Source organism: Pectobacterium peruviense (assembly GCF_002847345.1).
GTDB lineage: Bacteria > Pseudomonadota > Gammaproteobacteria > Enterobacterales > Enterobacteriaceae > Pectobacterium > Pectobacterium peruviense.
The window spans coordinates 14,117-31,519 of record NZ_LXFV01000001.1 but is presented as its reverse complement, the minus strand read 5'-3'; the positions used below and the strand labels follow the sequence as shown (position 1 = coordinate 31,519).

The 17,403-nt window shown below is 50.9% G+C and carries 12 protein-coding genes; 4 read left to right on the top strand and 8 right to left on the bottom strand.

Going from position 1 to position 17,403, the window contains the following annotated elements:
• The first annotated feature begins 119 nt into the window (after positions 1-119).
• From asnS to A0G03_RS00110, 3 genes are all read left to right on the top strand, one after another.
• Complete coding sequence (gene asnS, locus A0G03_RS00120) at positions 120-1,520, top strand: asparagine--tRNA ligase (protein WP_048260504.1); 1,401 nt, start codon at positions 120-122, stop codon at positions 1,518-1,520.
• A 295-nt stretch (positions 1,521-1,815) separates the two neighbouring features.
• The gene (locus A0G03_RS00115; protein ID WP_048260505.1) at positions 1,816-2,925 is read left to right on the top strand and encodes a porin; all 1,110 of its coding nucleotides are present in this window, start codon (positions 1,816-1,818) and stop codon (positions 2,923-2,925) included.
• Between the two features lie 300 nt (positions 2,926-3,225).
• A complete protein-coding gene (locus A0G03_RS00110; RefSeq protein ID WP_048260507.1) occupies positions 3,226-4,416 on the top strand; it encodes an amino acid aminotransferase in 1,191 nt (396 codons plus the stop codon).
• A 71-nt stretch (positions 4,417-4,487) separates the two neighbouring features.
• On the opposite strand, the gene A0G03_RS00105 is transcribed toward A0G03_RS00110, so the two are convergent.
• The 7 genes from A0G03_RS00105 to cmoM form a co-directional block, all read right to left on the bottom strand.
• Positions 4,488-5,135 (bottom strand): MBL fold metallo-hydrolase, encoded by a 648-nt coding sequence (locus tag A0G03_RS00105; RefSeq protein WP_048260509.1) that lies wholly within the window; start codon positions 5,133-5,135, stop codon positions 4,488-4,490.
• Between the two features lie 81 nt (positions 5,136-5,216).
• Positions 5,217-5,765 (bottom strand): peptidoglycan L,D-endopeptidase MepK, encoded by a 549-nt coding sequence (gene mepK, locus A0G03_RS00100; RefSeq protein WP_039300556.1) that lies wholly within the window; start codon positions 5,763-5,765, stop codon positions 5,217-5,219.
• Positions 5,766-5,943: 178 nt separating this feature from the next.
• Positions 5,944-7,686: a L,D-transpeptidase gene (gene ldtD / locus A0G03_RS00095; RefSeq protein ID WP_048260511.1), complete on the bottom strand. Its 1,743-nt coding sequence runs from the start codon at positions 7,684-7,686 to the stop codon at positions 5,944-5,946.
• A gap of 419 nt (positions 7,687-8,105) precedes the next feature.
• Positions 8,106-12,545: a chromosome partition protein MukB gene (gene mukB, locus A0G03_RS00090; protein WP_048260512.1), complete on the bottom strand. Its 4,440-nt coding sequence runs from the start codon at positions 12,543-12,545 to the stop codon at positions 8,106-8,108.
• Between the two features lie 19 nt (positions 12,546-12,564).
• Entirely contained in the window at positions 12,565-13,287 is a 723-nt protein-coding gene (gene mukE / locus A0G03_RS00085) for a chromosome partition protein MukE (RefSeq protein WP_048260514.1), read from the bottom strand.
• Entirely contained in the window at positions 13,268-14,593 is a 1,326-nt protein-coding gene (gene mukF / locus A0G03_RS00080; RefSeq protein ID WP_048260516.1) for a chromosome partition protein MukF, read from the bottom strand. The genes mukE and mukF overlap by 20 nt, the downstream gene beginning before the upstream one ends.
• Positions 14,590-15,375: a tRNA uridine 5-oxyacetic acid(34) methyltransferase CmoM gene (gene cmoM, locus A0G03_RS00075; protein ID WP_048260517.1), complete on the bottom strand. Its 786-nt coding sequence runs from the start codon at positions 15,373-15,375 to the stop codon at positions 14,590-14,592. The genes mukF and cmoM overlap by 4 nt, the downstream gene beginning before the upstream one ends.
• A 167-nt stretch (positions 15,376-15,542) precedes the next feature.
• Here cmoM and elyC point away from each other — a divergent pair, with 167 nt between their 5' ends.
• Entirely contained in the window at positions 15,543-16,391 is an 849-nt protein-coding gene (gene elyC / locus A0G03_RS00070; RefSeq protein WP_048260519.1) for an envelope biogenesis factor ElyC, read from the top strand.
• Here elyC and A0G03_RS00065 read toward each other — a convergent pair.
• Positions 16,343-17,236 carry a YcbJ family phosphotransferase gene (locus tag A0G03_RS00065; protein ID WP_048260521.1) on the bottom strand — a complete coding sequence of 298 codons (894 nt, stop codon included), beginning with the start codon at positions 17,234-17,236 and terminating at the stop codon, positions 16,343-16,345. The two genes, elyC and A0G03_RS00065, sit on opposite strands and share 49 nt — an antisense overlap.
• Between the last annotated feature and the right edge of the window lie 167 nt (positions 17,237-17,403).

The window sequence follows — 17,403 nt, the reverse complement described above, 5'->3', positions numbered from 1 at the left end:
GTGATTTCTGCTTGTGTCCTGTTGCATCGCAAGTAACATAGCAAATGGTTCGGATTGGGCCACTCACCGTTTTAAACACGATACATTTCTTATACACGATTAATTAAAGAGAGAATTTTATGAGCGTAGTGCCTGTAGTCGATGTACTGCAAGGCCGTGTCGCCGTTGACAGCGAAGTCACCGTGCGCGGCTGGGTACGTACCCGGAGAGATTCTAAAGCCGGTATCTCCTTTATCGCCGTTTATGACGGCTCCTGCTTTAATCCATTACAGGCTGTCGTTAATAATAATCTCTCGAATTATCAGGATGACGTACTGCGCCTGACCACCGGTTGCTCCGTTGAAATCACCGGTAACGTCGTCGCATCTCCAGGTGAAGGACAGAGCTTCGAGCTGCAAGCGACCAACGTCAACGTCGTCGGCTGGGTTGACGATCCCGATACTTACCCGATGGCGGCAAAGCGCCACAGCATCGAATACTTGCGTGAAGTCGCCCACCTGCGTCCACGTACCAATCTGATCGGCGCCGTTGCGCGTGTTCGTCATACGCTGGCGCAGGCGATCCACCGTTTCTTCCACGAGAACGGTTACTTCTGGGTGTCTACCCCACTGATTACCGCATCCGATACCGAAGGTGCGGGTGAAATGTTCCGCGTTTCCACGCTCGATCTGGAAAACTTGCCACGTACCGAACAAGGTAAAGTGGATTTCAGCGAAGATTTCTTTGGTAAAGAAGCATTCCTGACCGTGTCCGGCCAGTTGAATGGTGAAACCTACGCCTGTGCGCTGTCCAACGTGTATACCTTTGGGCCGACTTTCCGCGCTGAAAACTCCAACACCAGTCGTCATCTGGCTGAGTTTTGGATGATCGAACCAGAAGTAGCTTTTGCTTCTCTGGATGATGTCGCTGCTCTGGCGGAAAATCTGCTGAAGTATGTTTTCCAGGCCGTGCTGAACGAACGTGCCGATGATATGGCGTTCTTTGCTGAGCGCGTCGATAAAGAAGCGGTCACTAGACTGGAGAAATTCGTCAGTTCCGATTTCGCACAGGTAGATTACACCGATGCCGTCGAGATTCTGCTGAACTGCGGACAACAGTTTGAAAACCCCGTTTACTGGGGCGTCGATCTCTCCTCCGAACATGAGCGTTATCTGGCGGAGCAACACTTCAAAGCGCCAGTTGTCGTTAAAAACTATCCGAAAGACATCAAAGCGTTCTACATGCGCATGAATGACGACGGTAAAACCGTTGCCGCGATGGATGTTCTGGCACCAGGCATCGGTGAAATCATCGGGGGTTCTCAGCGTGAAGAGCGTCTGGCAGAGCTGGATAGCCGTCTGGAAGAGATGGGACTCAATAAAGAAGATTACTGGTGGTATCGTGATTTACGTCGTTACGGCACTATTCCACATTCCGGTTTCGGTTTAGGTTTTGAACGATTAATTGCCTATGTTACCGGTGTACAAAATGTGCGCGACGTGATCCCTTTCCCGCGTACTCCACGGAATGCCAGTTTCTAAATAAAAATTTAATATAAGTAAAACAAATATGTAGAAAAGAAGAGTCGGGCTTCCCGGCTCTTTTTTTTTAATTTTTGTTATATCTCACAAAGTTCCCTGATTTTTACATTTAGAAACACATTATTTCCATTTGTTACTCGATTGCGAACTTTGTAGCATCTTTAGGGTGGATAAACGGGCGAGTGAATGGAAAACTGCGTTCAGACACAGGAAGACACCAAACTTTCAGGAATAGTTCCCTAAAGAATTATTTATGGCAGTGGCAGGTGTCTAAATAACACCAATGAGGGTAATAATGATGAAACGCAACATTCTTGCAGTAGTAATCCCAGCTCTGTTAGTCGCAGGCGCAGCAAACGCAGCCGAAGTTTATAACAAAGACGGCAACAAGCTGGATCTGACTGGTAAAGTTACTGCTAAACACTATTTCTCTGATGACAGCAAGAACGATGGCGATAAAACTTACGCTCGTTTAGGCTTCAAAGGTGAAACTCAGATCAACAGCGAACTGACTGGCTACGGTCGTTTCGAATATGAGTTCAGCGCACGTAACGCTGAAGCAGATGGCGGTAAAAGTGACAAAACTCGTTATGCTTTTGCTGGTCTGAAATTCGCTGACTACGGTTCTTTCGACTACGGTCGTAACTTGGGTATTGCATACGACGCGCTGGCTTGGACCGACGTATTGCCTGAGTGGGGCGGCGATCAGTCTAACTCTGACAACTTCCTGACTGGCCGTTCTACTGGTGTTGCTACCTACCGTAATAAAGACTTCTTCGGTCTGGTTGATGGTTGGAACTTCGCTGTTCAATACCAAGGCAAAAACAGCAAAGACACCCTTAACAACCGTAGCAATGCTAACGGTTCTGATATCGATACTCAGAATGGCGACGGATGGGGTATTTCTTCTTCCTACGAATCTGACATTGGCTTAGGTATTGTTGGTTCTTACGCTGCAGTTAACCGCACTGACGAACAGAATGCATTGGCATCTGGTCGCGGCAAAAAAGCTGAAGCTTGGGCTACTGGCCTGAAATATGACGCTAACAGCGTTTATCTGGCTGCTACGTACGGTGAATACCGCAATGTTAGCTACATCGGTAAAACTGTAAACGGCGTTACCACTGATTTTGCAGACAAAACCAAAATCTTTGAAGCTGTTGCTCAATACAACTTCGATTTCGGTCTGACTCCATCTCTGGCTTATGTTTCTGGCAAAGCTAAAGATGATGCGAACAACAAAAACGCTTACATCACCAAATATGTTAGCTTGGGTGCAACTTATGCATTCAACAAAAACATGTCTGTTTACACCGAATATGACATCAACCTGATCAAGTCTGACAATGCCTACGGCCTCAACGACGACGATAAAGTCGCTGTTGGTCTGACTTACCAGTTCTAAGTTGATACAGCATAACGTAACGAGTTAATCGTTCGTATTGCATGAAAAGACAGAGCTTCGGCTCTGTCTTTTTTTATAGCATTCCGATTGCACGCACTCGTTGCCAGTGACTTGAAAAATGCTTTCCGTATTTTTTGTTTCTGCTTTGCGCCAATTATTCTCGCCTAACCAGTCTTTTATTTCGTCTCTCTCCTTCTCCCTGTTATTTCCCTTTCTTTTTGACATCAACGGTTGGCAAAGCCTTTTACTGACGGTACTCTGAGAATTCTTATTTCATCTCAGTTATGGAACATTCTGGCAATGTTTGAAAATATCTCTGCCGCACCGGCCGATCCTATTCTCGGGCTGACCGATCTTTTCCGCGCCGATGACCGCGCGGATAAAATCAATCTGGGTATTGGTGTCTATAAAGATGAAACCGGCAAAACTCCGGTTCTGACCAGCGTAAAAAAAGCAGAACACTATCTGCTGGAAAATGAAACCACCAAAAACTATCTGGGCATTGACGGTCTGCCAGCATTCGGTCAGTGCACGCAGGAACTGCTGTTTGGCAAGCAGAATGCCATCATTGCTGATAAACGTGCCCGTACGGCGCAAACCCCAGGCGGAACCGGTGCGTTGCGCGTAGCCGCTGATTTCATTGCAAATCAGACGTCTGCAAAGCGCATCTGGATCAGCAACCCAACCTGGCCAAATCACAATAACGTTTTCTCTGCTGCTGGTTTGGAAGTTTGCCAATATGACTATTACGATGCAGCGAATCATGCGCTGGATTTTGATGGCCTGCTGAACAGCTTAAACGCCGCACAAGCGGGTGACGTGGTGCTGTTCCACGGCTGTTGCCATAACCCAACCGGTATCGATCCTACCGCTGAGCAGTGGGCTAAACTGGCCGAACTGTCGGTAGCAAAAGGTTGGCTGCCGTTGTTTGACTTCGCCTATCAGGGCTTTGCCCGCGGGCTAGAAGAAGATGCTGAAGGCCTGCGACTCTTTGCAGCGACGCACGATGAACTGATCGTATGCAGCTCGTACTCTAAAAACTTCGGTTTGTACAATGAGCGCGTCGGTGCCTGCACGCTGGTTGCTGCTGATGCAGCAACGGCAGACAAGGCATTCAGTCAGGTGAAAGCCACCATTCGCGCTAACTATTCTAACCCACCATCACACGGCGCGACCATTGTTGCTACCATTCTGGGCAACGATGCACTGAAAGCCATTTGGGAACAGGAATTGACGGCAATGCGTGAGCGTATTCAGCGTATGCGTCAGCTGTTCGTGAATACCTTGCAGGAAAAAGGCGCGGAGCAGGATTTCTCCTTCATCATCAACCAGAATGGAATGTTCTCATTCAGCGGCTTGACCAAGGAGCAGGTTCTACGTCTGCGTGACGAATTCGGTGTTTACGCAGTGAATTCCGGCCGCATCAACGTTGCAGGAATGACGCCTGAAAACATGGCACCACTCTGCGAAGCGATTGTCGCTGTTCTCTGATCCTTCTGCGATCAAAAAAGCCGACACATTGTGTCGGCTTTTTTACTTCTGCTTTTCAAGTCTATAAAACACTACCAAATCGCGGCATCTTCACGCAGGAAAGGATTGGTTTTACGTTCATGCCCTAAGGTCGACATCGGGCCGTGCCCTGGAATAAAGGTCACATCGTCGCCTAGCGGGAGTAACTTATTTTTGATGGACGCAATCAACGCCTGATGATCACCCTGTGGGAAATCCGTGCGCCCCACACCACCGTTGAAAATAACATCGCCTACCTGTGCCAGACGCAACTCAGCATCAAAGAAGACAATGTGGCCGGGTGTATGCCCAGGGCAGTGGAAAACCGCCAGTGTCGTCTCCCCCACACTGACCTCATCACCTTCCTGTAGCCAACGTGATGGTGTCAGCGGCGCACACTCTTCCAGACCAAACATCCGGCTCTGTGCCGGTAACCCTTCCAGCCAGAAAGCATCTTCAATCTGTGGGCCAATAATCGCGACCTGATAGTGCTCCGCCAGTTCTGCAGCCGCGCCAACGTGATCCAGATGGCCATGCGTTAACAGGATCTGCTTAACCGAAATCCCTGCATCTGCGACAGCGCGTTTGATTTTTTCTGCATCACCGCCGGGATCGACAATTGCCGCTTCATTGGTTTTTTCACACCATAATAACGTGCAGTTCTGGCTAAATGCCGTCACCGGAACAATTTGATATTTCATATCACTCCATGTTGAATAAACTGAACGGCTCGCGATGTATTCACGAACCGTATCAGAAAAAATTTAGGCTGCGGTAGAGAATTACCAGGTGCGGACGGGGCCAGTATCGATATGAACGAAGTCACTGCGAGGATAGTAGCCAACTCCACCGGCGCGCATCTTGGTGGCAGCTTTACGAATGTTGGCCAGTTGAACACCTTGAATATGGAAATCCATCGCCTGCCCTTTCGTGTGGTAGCTCTGTTTTGCCACTCCTCGGCTGTGCGCACGTAATTCATTATTGGTATCTATCGCGCGATAGCCAGAAATCAGCTGCACAGGTTTGTTGGTGCCCAGCATGACCTGTAAACGGTAGAGCTGATCGAAAAGTTGGGGGTCAATCATTTTGACTTTATTGGCGCGGTAATCGCGGAAAAAATGATTCAGGCGGGAAAGTTCTGATTTGTTATACCGTTTACCATCAAAGAATTCCGTTTTTAGCCGCTCTCCGGTATTCAGGTTGTCCAGTGTCAAAATTCGTGGTCGGGGCGTAGATAACGTTGCAAATGCCTGACCGGGAAGCAGTGCGATACCTAGTGCGGCACCACCCAGTGCAAGCCACTTACGGCGATGATTGTCAATGTGATCCATAGAACAAGTACCCTGGCTAAAAGAACGGTATAAAGGAGGCACAAAACGCACCGCCTTGAACCTTAACTGCCAGATAAAAGTGAGTCAACCCGCTTTGCTTACGGGTTTGCGGGAGATCGCATCGATCCCCCACAAAACGATAAAATACCAATACCGCTAATGCCCGTGTTTTCAATACTTACTGAAGCAACAGCCCTGCTCTGGACAGCACTTTCGTCCCAGCTCGGGCGGTATCATCATAATTGTAAATATCTGTTCGGAACTGAGGTCGGCCATCTTCAGCCACCCACGCGGTCAGATAATACAGATTGACCGGAATCCGATGTTTCATTGAAACAAAGGTGGTGTTTCCCTGATCCAGGGTGGAAGAAATACGACTATTATTCCATCCCGCATCCTGCAATAACATACTGGCCAGTTCCGATGCCTTATTGACCCGAACGCAGCCGGAACTCAGTGCCCGGATATCACGCTGGAACAGGTTGTGATTCGGCGTATCATGCAAATAAATCGCTTCTGAGTTAGGCATATTGAATTTATAGCGCCCCAGCGAGTTGTTCGCACCAGGCGCCTGACGCAGGCGATACGGGAAACGCTCTGGTGATACCCCCGGCCAATCGATCATAGAGGGGTCAATCACTTCTGCATCCTGACTCCAGCCGGACAACACCGTATAGCCATGACGTGCCAGATAGCCAGGATCGCGTACTACTTTAGGAATGATATCCTGCCGAATTAGCGTCGTAGGGACATTCCACGGCGGGTTGACCACCACGTTATACAGCGAGCTGCTCATCAACGGCGTTTTACGCTTAGGTTGCCCAACAATGACACGTGACGATAAACGCTCAGCGCCATCCTGATAATAGATCAGCGAATAATTGGGGATATTCACCATGATACCGGTGTGAACATTATCCGGTAGCAGGCGCAACCGCTGGATATTCAACGCCAGCAGCGTGGCACGCATTTGCGGAGACACATTGAGCCAGTCGCGGGTACGTTTACCAATAACACCGTCATCCTCCAGCCCTTGCCAATGCTGGAAGCGTTTAACCGCGTCAACCAATTCGCCCGTGTAGCGATCGTCTGAATTGGTGACGCCATCGACTACAGACGCTTGCCCAGTTAGTGATGTGGTTGTCGCAGCCGTATTTTCGTTAAACAGCGTGATACTCTCTGTTAACGACAACATGCCAGTACGTTGCAGAATTTCACGCAGTACCGCCAGTCCCTGACTCTGCTGTTCCGGGCGTAGCGATTCCGTCAGGGTCAGGTTCGGCCACGGACGATTGTCCGTCAGCATAGTCTTCAATGCTTCATGCATTTTGGCGTATTGCGAATGCTGTGGTGCCAGCGACACGACATAGGCCGCGCTGGTGCCGGATTTCACGGCCTGCTGCCATTGAGCAACGATATTAGCTGCCGGAGATTGCAGGCGATAAGGCACGCTGCTGTACAGCCAGTCGTTACCACTGCGTTCCACGCCAGAGACGAACTGCAAATAGCCCAGCATCGCATCCGATAGCACGACATCACGCGCAAATCCAGTCAATTGAGGATCGGTCAGCGAGTTCACCCATGTGGTGAACTGTGGCTGTACACCCGCGATCGCTAATTCGGCCAGCTGTTGTTGAAACTGCTGAACCGCGCGATTGTCTGCCCACATAGGTTGCATCTGATGCTGGGCATAAAGCGATGATAAATCAGAGAGATAATGTAACGACACGCCGTGCGGCAGCGCTGAAAGAAGCCCCGTACGACTTTTTTCCACAGAAACCACACCCGAACTTTGTGATAAGCCAGAAATTACCGTCGGAGAGGCTGCCTGCACCGAAAACGAAGAAGACAGGCTTCCGACCCAAATACAACCCACACGCAACAGCAGCCTGACCATTTTTCGTTTATGTAACAACAACATCCATTTATCCCCTGTACTCATTAATCACTATGCTTTCACGACAATCCACGTTGTACATGGAAATAACAAACCGAATTAGCTCGCATACGGTCACACTGGCGTAAACATATCCTTTCGTTTTTCTCGTGTAGAAAACGCTAAAGAATGAAATAGGATCGTTTTTTATATGGCGTAAATTATTACTGACACGCCGCTTTACAATATACAACCGCAAATCCCTCTACGGCTTGTAATCATTTATCGTCAGTATATAAAGAGAAAAATATTTTTGCTTCTTCTTCTGGTTATTATCTTACGCGTTTGATGAATCTATTCCCCGCCAACATACTCTCTAAGCAAAAATAGCCTCTACGCAAAAATAAAGCCGCTTAGAAAAGCGGCTTTATCATTATAGAAGAAAATAACAACACGGTTTATCGCTATGAGGCTTGCTCTTGCGTCTCTGGCGCTTCCGTTCCGAACCCACGTAGCCCGACCACATGGACGTGCTCGTTGTTTTGGTAGACTTTACGCACCAGCTTGTAGGTGGTTCCTTTCTCGGGACTGATATTTTCCGGTGCTGCGATGACCAATTGCATTTCTAGACGATCGCAGAGCTCGAATAGCGTCGCGATCGATTTGGCATCCAGACGAGCCGCCTCATCGAGGAAAAGCAGGCGACACGGAATGATATCTTTGCCGCGTAGACGCTTAGACTCTTCTTCCCAGCTCTGTACCACCATAACCAGAATCGACATCCCGGTACCGATAGCTTCCCCGGTAGACAGCGCCCCACTTTCCGCTCGCAGCCAACCATCTGCACCACGATTAACCTCAACTTCCATTTCAAGGTAGTTTCGGTAGTCCAGCAGCTCTTCGCCGATCGTCTGCGGCGTGCGCTGCCCCATATCAATTTCAGGATTCAGACGTTGATACAGTTTTGCTAACGCTTCCGAGAAGGTCAGACGATTGCTGTTAAACAGATCCTGATGCATTTCCTGCTGTTCGGACAGCACATTGAGCAGCGTGGTATGCGTTTCACGCACGTTGACGTTCAGACGAACGCTCTTCACCTGACCAAACGATACCGCTTGCAGCCCCTGATTCAGCATCCGAATACGGTTCTGCTCGCGCTGGATCGTTTTACGAATAATGTTTGCCACACTGCGCGAGCTGATTGCCAGCATCTGCTCACGCGCCATCAGCTCTTCGGTCAGACGATTAAGCTCGATTTCCATCTGCTCAATGGCCTCTACCGGATCATCGGTGCGGATAATATCCTGACGGATACGCTCGCGCAGATGCTGGTAAACGGCGATGTAGAACTGAATCTTGCGCTCTGGTCGCTTCGGATCTTCGGAAAGCCGCAGCACATCACGTAGATGTTCGTTATCCGCAACGGCCAAGCGCAGCGCACCCAGCGCCTTATCCGACATGGAACGCAGTTCGTCGCCTTCCATATAGGCCAACTCACGGCGATGTAGACGACGCTCAACGCCGTTGTCTTTCACCAACCGCATGACCGCACACCAGCCTGCTTTCGCCGTGACAACCTGCTCGCGCATCTGGTGATAATCGCGTTCCAGTTTGCGCAATTTCTTCTGCAAACTGTCCATTTCCGCTTCACAGAACGTAATCTGCTTTTCCAACTGATTACGCCGTGAGCGGTTAGTGCTTAATGCTGCGTGCAATTCATCGCGACGCTGACGGGCACGCGCTTCGGCATCCACATCCGCACGCACGCCAATATCCTGAAGTTCTTGCGTCAGTTCCTTCAGCATGTCCTGTTTGGCATCATAAGAGCTTTTTAGCGATGCCTGAACCTGACTGTATTGCGTCAGCTGTGTCTGGTGCTGACGTAGCTGTTCACGTGCTTTTGCCCGTTCAGCCTCTGCCTGCTCCAGACGATGGCGCAGCTTATCATTCAGACCCGCGTTTTCACCCAACATCCCAGCCGAATCAGCATAGCTAAAGTGCGCACGGCGTTGCACAACTTCAGTCAGTGCAAACGCCTGCTGTTTTGCCTGCCGCTGTGCGTTCTGCGCCTGAGTGTAATCTTCCTGCAACTGCTCATGCTGCTGTGGGTCGCTTTGCAAGACAGAAACCAGCGGCTCCAACTTAACCAGCGTCGCACCATGCTGTTGAATGAAACGGGCGGACTCTTCGGTTTCATCCAACTCCGCACGAATCTCTTCCACACGATCCTGCAACGTTTCGTCGCATAGCAGGCTAATACGCGGAATCAGTTTATTCAGTTGTGCGCTGGCTTCTTTCGCCTGTTCGTATTGCTGACGCTGCTGCTGGTTTTCACCATCAAAACTAGCCATCGCACGATCAAGTTCGCCGCGACGAGAGCTGAGCGTACGGATTTCCGCTTCAGGATCTTCATCGAAAACGACAGCCAGATGGGTACCGATGAACCGGCTGAAAGACTGATGCAAGCGCTGTGTCTTCTGCACGTCAAATGACAACGTCGCGTACTGCTCTGCCAGCGCTTCGCGTTCATCACGCAGACCTTCCAGACGCATTTCACGCGCGGCACGGCCAAACAGCGGCACTTCTGGGAAACGAGAATAACGCCATTGGCGCTCCGCGACTTTCACCACGACGGCGCGTTCCAGCTCGTCAACGGCAAACACGCTGTCATCGAACGACTGCGGATCGCCTTCGATCAGATACAAATCTTCCGGGCAATCTTCCAGACCGGCAAGTTGATCGCGTACCAGAGAAAGATCGGACACCACAATCGCATGGCGGGATGGACCATAAAGCGCGGAGAAGTACGGAGCATCATCCAGCGTCACATCATCATAAATTTCAGACAGCAGCACGCCGCCAAAACGTTCCGCTAGCGCGTTCAGGCGCGGGTCTTCTGAGCCACCCGGCTGGCTTAATCGCTCAACCTGCGCTTCGATTTGGCGTTTGCGTGCGGCAATGTCATCACGTTCAACCGTCGTTTCACGTTCACGTTCCAGCAATTGCTGCATGAATTCCGTCACCTGACGGCTATCTTCAAACGTTTCGCCGCTCTGCTCGCTGAGTTGCGTCAGCGTTTCCTGTGCAGCCAGCCAGACTGGTGCACGCGCCGTCAGCTTCTGAATTCGCTGTTGAGTTTGATCCAGTTCCTGACGCAGTGTCATGCGGCGTTCACCCGCCTCCGACACTAGCGATGACAGCGTTTCGATACGGGCATCAAGCTCTTGCTGGAGCGACTCCAGCTCTTCTGGCTGATAGTCCTGACCGTTGCGCTTGCTGAAATCCTGCAATAACCGTTCAGCATCCTGCTGCTCACGCAGACGCTGTTCCAACTCAGACAACCGCATCCGCAGCGGCTGCACTCGCTCCGCCTGATAGCGTTGTGAAGAACTGTCGCGCAACAAGTCACGCGCAACCTGCCAGGCCTCATTGCGATTAACCGCACCGGCAATCTTGCTCACCAGTTGATAGGCTTGCTCAAACTGACCGTGTGCCGCGTCTGCCACACTCAATTTCTGTTCCAGCATCAGCAGAATTTCTGTCGCTTCCTGCTCTTTCGCCTGATAGCTGTCCAGCCATTCATCTGCGTTGTCTGCTGTTAAATCCGGTAACTGGCAAAGCGTGCGAGCACGTTCCAATGCCTGTTGAGCCTGTTGGTACTGAATGGCACGCGTTTGCTGAACGTCCAGCGCCTGCTGATAATCAGCAAGCTGACTTTTCAGCTCATCCACTTCCAGTTCAGCGGCATCAGCACGTTCTTCGTTTCCGGCCTGCTGATCACGTGCTTCTTCCACCACCTCATTCTGTTCTTCGAGGCGATAGCTCAATTCTTCCAGATCGGCACTGTAGCGCTCGATCTTTTCCTGCTGGCGCATCGCTGTCTGCACCAGATTCAGGTGGTCGCTGGCTGCCTGATAATCCGTTTCCAGATCGCCTTCAGCACCGCTCTGCTCTGCCAACTCCCTCGCCATTTCCACATGACGATATTGCTCACTCGACAGTTGCTTACGGCTGGAGAACAAGTCTCGACGCAACTCCAGTGCCCCATCCAGATGGATGCGACGCTCATTGGCATGCCGCATGTAGTCAGCGGCAACATAGGATGTCGCTTCAGAGATCAGATGCTTAAACAGATCGCGGTCAGACTGGGTGACGCGAATCGCTTCCAGCGTCATGCGGTTTTCACGCAGCGCCGCCTCCATATCCTGAAACGCTTTACGCACGCCGCTGTTTTCCGGCAGCAGGTAATCACGCAGCGAACGCGTAATCGCGCTGGAAATACCGCCGTATAGCGAGGCTTCAATCAAGCGATAAAACTTGCTGCGGTCGGAGGCAGAACGCAGGCGGCGCGGCACTACACCCAAATCAAACATCAGCGAGTGATAATCGGTGATGGAGTTAAACTGCTTGAACTGAACGCCTTCCATCTCCTCGACGCGCTCTTTCAGCTCTTGCAACGAAAGTACGCGCGCCTGACGATCGCCGACAATCTGCGTCAAAATTTGCGTCGGCTGAATAGCCGTCGGCAATCCCTGGATAGTGAAAGGCTTGATATCGACTTTACGGTCACGCCCCGCAACCTGTTGGAGACGAACCCCAACCAGCACGCGCTGATGACGCGAGTTAACGACATCCAGCGTGGAATAGCAGACGCCAGCGCGCAGTTTACCGTGCAGGCCTTTATCGCGTGAACCGCTGGTGGCACCAGCTTCGGTGGTGTTTCTGAAATGCAGCAGCGTCAGGTCAGGGATCAGCGCCGTAATAAAGGCAGCCATCGTGGTGGATTTCCCGGCACCGTTACCGCCAGATAGCGTGGTAACCAGTTCATCCAGATCGAAGGTGCGGGCGAAAAAGCCGTTCCAGTTGACCAGCGTTAGTGAGCGAAATTTACCGCGTTCAATCATTCCTGTTCATCCTCAACACTTATTCATCCTCGCCCGTTTCTGGCGCGGTATCATCGGTGCGATCATTGTCGTCGCTGTCATCTTTCAGCGACAAACTACCTTCAACAGGCATCGCTTCACCATCGCGAATCATTCGTAACTGTGCTTCACGGGCATCATCGCCGCTGCGCACATCAGCCCCGAAACGGAATACTGATTCAGTAATTCTGAACTTGCTGCTGTCATTGCCCATAAAGTAGATCATGCCTAGCCGGCGTAAGCGGTTAAGCGAGGTTCTGACTTTTTCCTGCAATTTTTGACGATCCAGATCGGAACCGGTGGAGCGCTGGTTAACCAACTTCAGCAGCTTACTTTCATCCGCCAGACTCAGCAGCTCTTCATAAAGTTCCTGCTGGCTGAAAATGCCTTCATGTGCCAGACGTTCCGGGCTCAGATAGAGATAACAGAGAATTTTCCCTACCATCATATCCAGCTCAGACAGCACAGAGCGCGGGATCAACGTGGTAGAGCGCGGACGCAGATAGAAAAATCCTTCCGGCGCGCGGATCAGTTCCACGTTGTAACGGCTGTAGAACTCCTCCAACACTTCCTGAAAATCCATCAAAAACACGTGGTTTTCCAGTTCTTCAATACCAATATGGCGCCCGGCGCGCAATTGGCTGTCCAGCGCAGGAAAGAGACTATTCGACAGCGCGGTTGCCAGTTTTACTGGCATAAATTGTTCAATATTTGTCGATGACATGGGCCTGCACCTTGGCTCCGTACTCATTGATCGCCTGCCACAATGCAGGCAATCCGGTGAAATCTGTGTCGGCTACGCCCAGGCGTACTGCCTGGTCGACCACGATTCGGGCAACATCAAAATGCCGCGAGCGAGGATACTGCGCGAGGTATTCACGCATCACTTCACTCAAATCAAGCGGGATCTGCTGCGCCTTATATTTATGCAGCGCCTGCTCGACCAGTGCGATTAACTGCTCGCGCATTTCACTAAATTCTTCATATTCCAGTTCTGGCGGCAGTTCACCGGTCACTTCTTCACTACGCAATGTCAGCTCTTCGTCACGCATATCCAGCAGACGATCCGCATTGGCGAACGTCAGCGCCCACGGGTTATCGAAATAGCTCTGTACGGACTGACGCAATCGCTGAGCAAAGACGCGGTTTTTATCCATATCAATGGCGGTACGAATAAACTTATGTACGTGGCGGTCATAACCAATCCACAGATCTATCGTCTGCTGTCCCCAGCTCACAATGCGGTCAAGTTTGTTTTGCAGGTCGAACACCAGCTTATCGACAAACTCCAGATTATGCGGGTTATTCATAATCGCATCCTGAATGCTCAACAGGCTCGTCTGCAATTTGTCGCCAGCAGCTTCGAGCGTATCTTGCAATTCACGCAGCGTAGATGACGTTTCCGTCAGCAGTTGTTCACAGCTACTGATCGCCGCCCGCCAGTCCTGATTTAACAGCGCAGCAATGTCGTCTTTAACGCCCTGCTGCTGTTCATCCATCACGCGCTGCGACAAATCAATACTGTCAAAAATTTCAGCAACGGAATATTTCAGCGGCGCAAATACGTTGCGGTGCCAGTGGAACTCATCGCCATCTTCTTCCGCCGCATCGGCCGCACGACTGAGTTCTTGCGCTACGATAGAAAGCTGCATGGAAAGCCGCAGCGTCGAGAACTCACGCTGCCGGATGTAGTAATCGGTAATACCGATTCCCAGCGGCGTCAGACGATAAATCGCATTGCCTTCCGCCTGCTCACTGGTAAAACGGTTAAGCAACCGCTGACGTACCAAGTCATTAATCGCATTATTGGCGCGGATGGTAATGGTTTCGTTCGTCTGATCAAATCCCTGACTCACATGACGGAAGGCATCAATCAGCTCACCTTCACTCATTTCACCATCCATACGCTCGCCATTAAGCGTGGCAATCGCCATCAAAAACGCCAGGCGTTCGGTGGGGAGGGAAATGGAGAAATCGTTTTTTCGTGCCCAGGCGACCAGTTCGGGTACAGTCTGGGAAAAATCACTCATAATGCATCCTTCAAAGGGGGTTTATGCGCCATGACATGGATATAACGGCCCAAACTCACAAAAGGCTCTTGTCGGCAATACCGCTGCTCAAGCTCCAGAATGTCGGCAAACTTATCAATCTGGTGCTGCTTATTCTGCAAATAGTCATGAAACACACGCACGCCAGTTTTTCCGCTAATAGTCATCCCCATCTCATCAAGCCAGCCGTACACGTCTTGCGGATTCAGCGGGTGATTTGGCGATAACGAGCGCCGTTTATTCTTAGGCATACCGACCTGAACATAATCAAAATTGCCCAGCACCATGTTACGCATCAACAGTCCGTGATGGTTATAAAACATCAAAGACAGCGCACCGCCCGGCGACAGGCAATCATACAATATTCTCAGCGCCTGCTGCGGTTGCTCAACCCACTCCAGCACCGCGTGGAACAATATCAGATCGGCGGGGCTTTCCATATATTGCGCGATATCCTGTGCGGCACACTGCACAAAACGCATATTATGGGTAACGCCCTGCTCCGCTGCCGTGTTTTTGGCGCGCTGAATCATCTCATCGGAAACATCGCACAACAATACCTGATGTCCTAAAGCAGCCAGACGACAGGCCATCTGCCCTTCACCGCCTCCCGCATCAAGGATGCGCAAAGGCCGTGCCGGAAGCTGGGCCAAAAGATTGCTAAGATCCTGCCACAATACCGCTAGCCGAAGTCTCCCCTTCGTTGTGCCATAGATATTCTGAGCAAATTTTTCGGCAATATCGTTAAAATTGCGATCCTGCATCTGTCATTGTTCCGCATCATATAAACGGTGAAGCTCGTGCAGCACATGTCTGCACGATGCAATTTTTTCCGGCCTGCCATTTTGGCACAGGCTGGCTTAGAATAAATGGCCTTACCGCATGATATCTTCCCAGATGCGGGTTTTTCACTCAAAAGGAATGCGATTTTATGCTTTTCACACTCAAAAAGTTCGTCGGTGGCCTTCTACAACCTCTGCCATTGCTACTACTTTTGATGGGTGTCGGCCTGTTGTTGCTCTGGTTTACTCGGCGGCAGCGCACGGGAAAAACGATAGTTTTAGCCAGTTGGCTGATGCTTATTCTACTCAGCCTACAACCTGTTGCCGATCGACTCTTGTTACCACTGGAATCACAGTACCCAACCTGGCAACAGACGCCGCAGGCAAGCAAAGCCGACTATATTGTCGTGCTAGGCGGGGGATATACCTATAACGCGGAATGGGCACCCAGCTCCAACCTTATCAGCAACAGCCTCCCGCGCGTCACGGAAGGTATTCGCCTTTATCATGCCAACCCTGGTGCAAAATTGATTTTTACCGGTGGTGCAGCACAAGGGAACCCTGTCAGTAGTGCGAAAACCGCAGCGCTGGTAGCAGAAAGTTTGGGCATCCCTCAGCAGGATATTGTCATACTGGATACGCCAAGGGATACGGAAGAAGAAGCGGCGGCAACCGCTAAAATTGTTGGCGATCGCCCTTTCCTGCTGGTGACCTCGGCTAATCATCTGCCTCGCGCGATTCGTTTTTTCCAGGCTCAGGGGCTAGCGCCAATTCCCGCTCCGGCGAATCAGATGGCGATCACGTCTGCACTCAATCCGTGGGAGAAAGTGTTCCCGTCTGCTTACTATTTATCGCACAGCGAGCGAGCCTGGTATGAAACGCTCGGTCGACTCTGGCAGTTACTAAAGGGAACCACGGCAGCACCGCACGACGCGGAACAACCGCAGACTCATTCCAGCCAGGGAGACAACTCGCGGGAAGCCACATCAAATAGCTGACGGTCTAGCTGTCCCGTATGGATATAACGGGATATCGCTTCCCAAATGACATAGAGCCAGCGCCGGTAGACGAAAGATTCAGATACCGGTGCCTGTTTGAGGTAGTGATAAAGTAGTTGCTCCGGCATGCCGGATTCGCAAAGCCGAAAGAGTTCATACTCCCTGGGTGCCCACAACATCATCCCCGGATTAATCATCGCTAATAGCTGGTCGCTACGCGCATCCTTCAACATGCTGCGTAGCGAAAGGTTACCGTGCACCAATACACAGTTATCGTCAAAATCCTCAAACAACATTTCCAGACACTGGCGCGAGCGATAAAGCACGGTACGGTCCTGCTGCGTGAGCTGCGGTGCATTGACATTAAGCAACGTAGACCACAGGACTTCCAGACGTTGTTGATACCAACTGAACCAATCATTGTCCTGCGTGCTATCGACAGAGCCCACGCAACCATGGCTATCAATCCGATGCCAGGCTAATACGTTTTCAACAATTTGGTCCATCAGCAGCGTCCAGCGCTGAGCATTTCTTGGCGGTGCCTCCACCGACACACCACGCAAGCGTTCAATCAGCAGCAGTTCTCGATAAGGCTGCTGCTGTGTCACTACCAGCCCGTAAACGGTTGGCAAACGGACATCGCCTTCACGCGCCAGCATCGAAAGTTTATAAGCTTCCTGCTGCGCCACCCCCTGGCAAACATAACTTTTAGCCAGCAAAGGAATCGCATTACCTTCTTTATCATACAAGGCATACAGATCCGCATAGGGCTGTTCGCTTATGCGCTCAAGTCGGCTGAGGCTTTCCCCCAAAACCGTACTGAGTTCCGATTTCAACTGTTCCATAAACGGCTATACCTCAGCTGAGCCAAATAGCTCCACCCACCATGATGCGGCGAGCAGAGGACAAATACTTCAACGCAGATCAAATAAAGGAGGATCAATAACGGCAGGGAACACGCCCTGCCGAGGTTATTGCAGCGATATCCCCTGCTCGTCAACGGGGGATATCG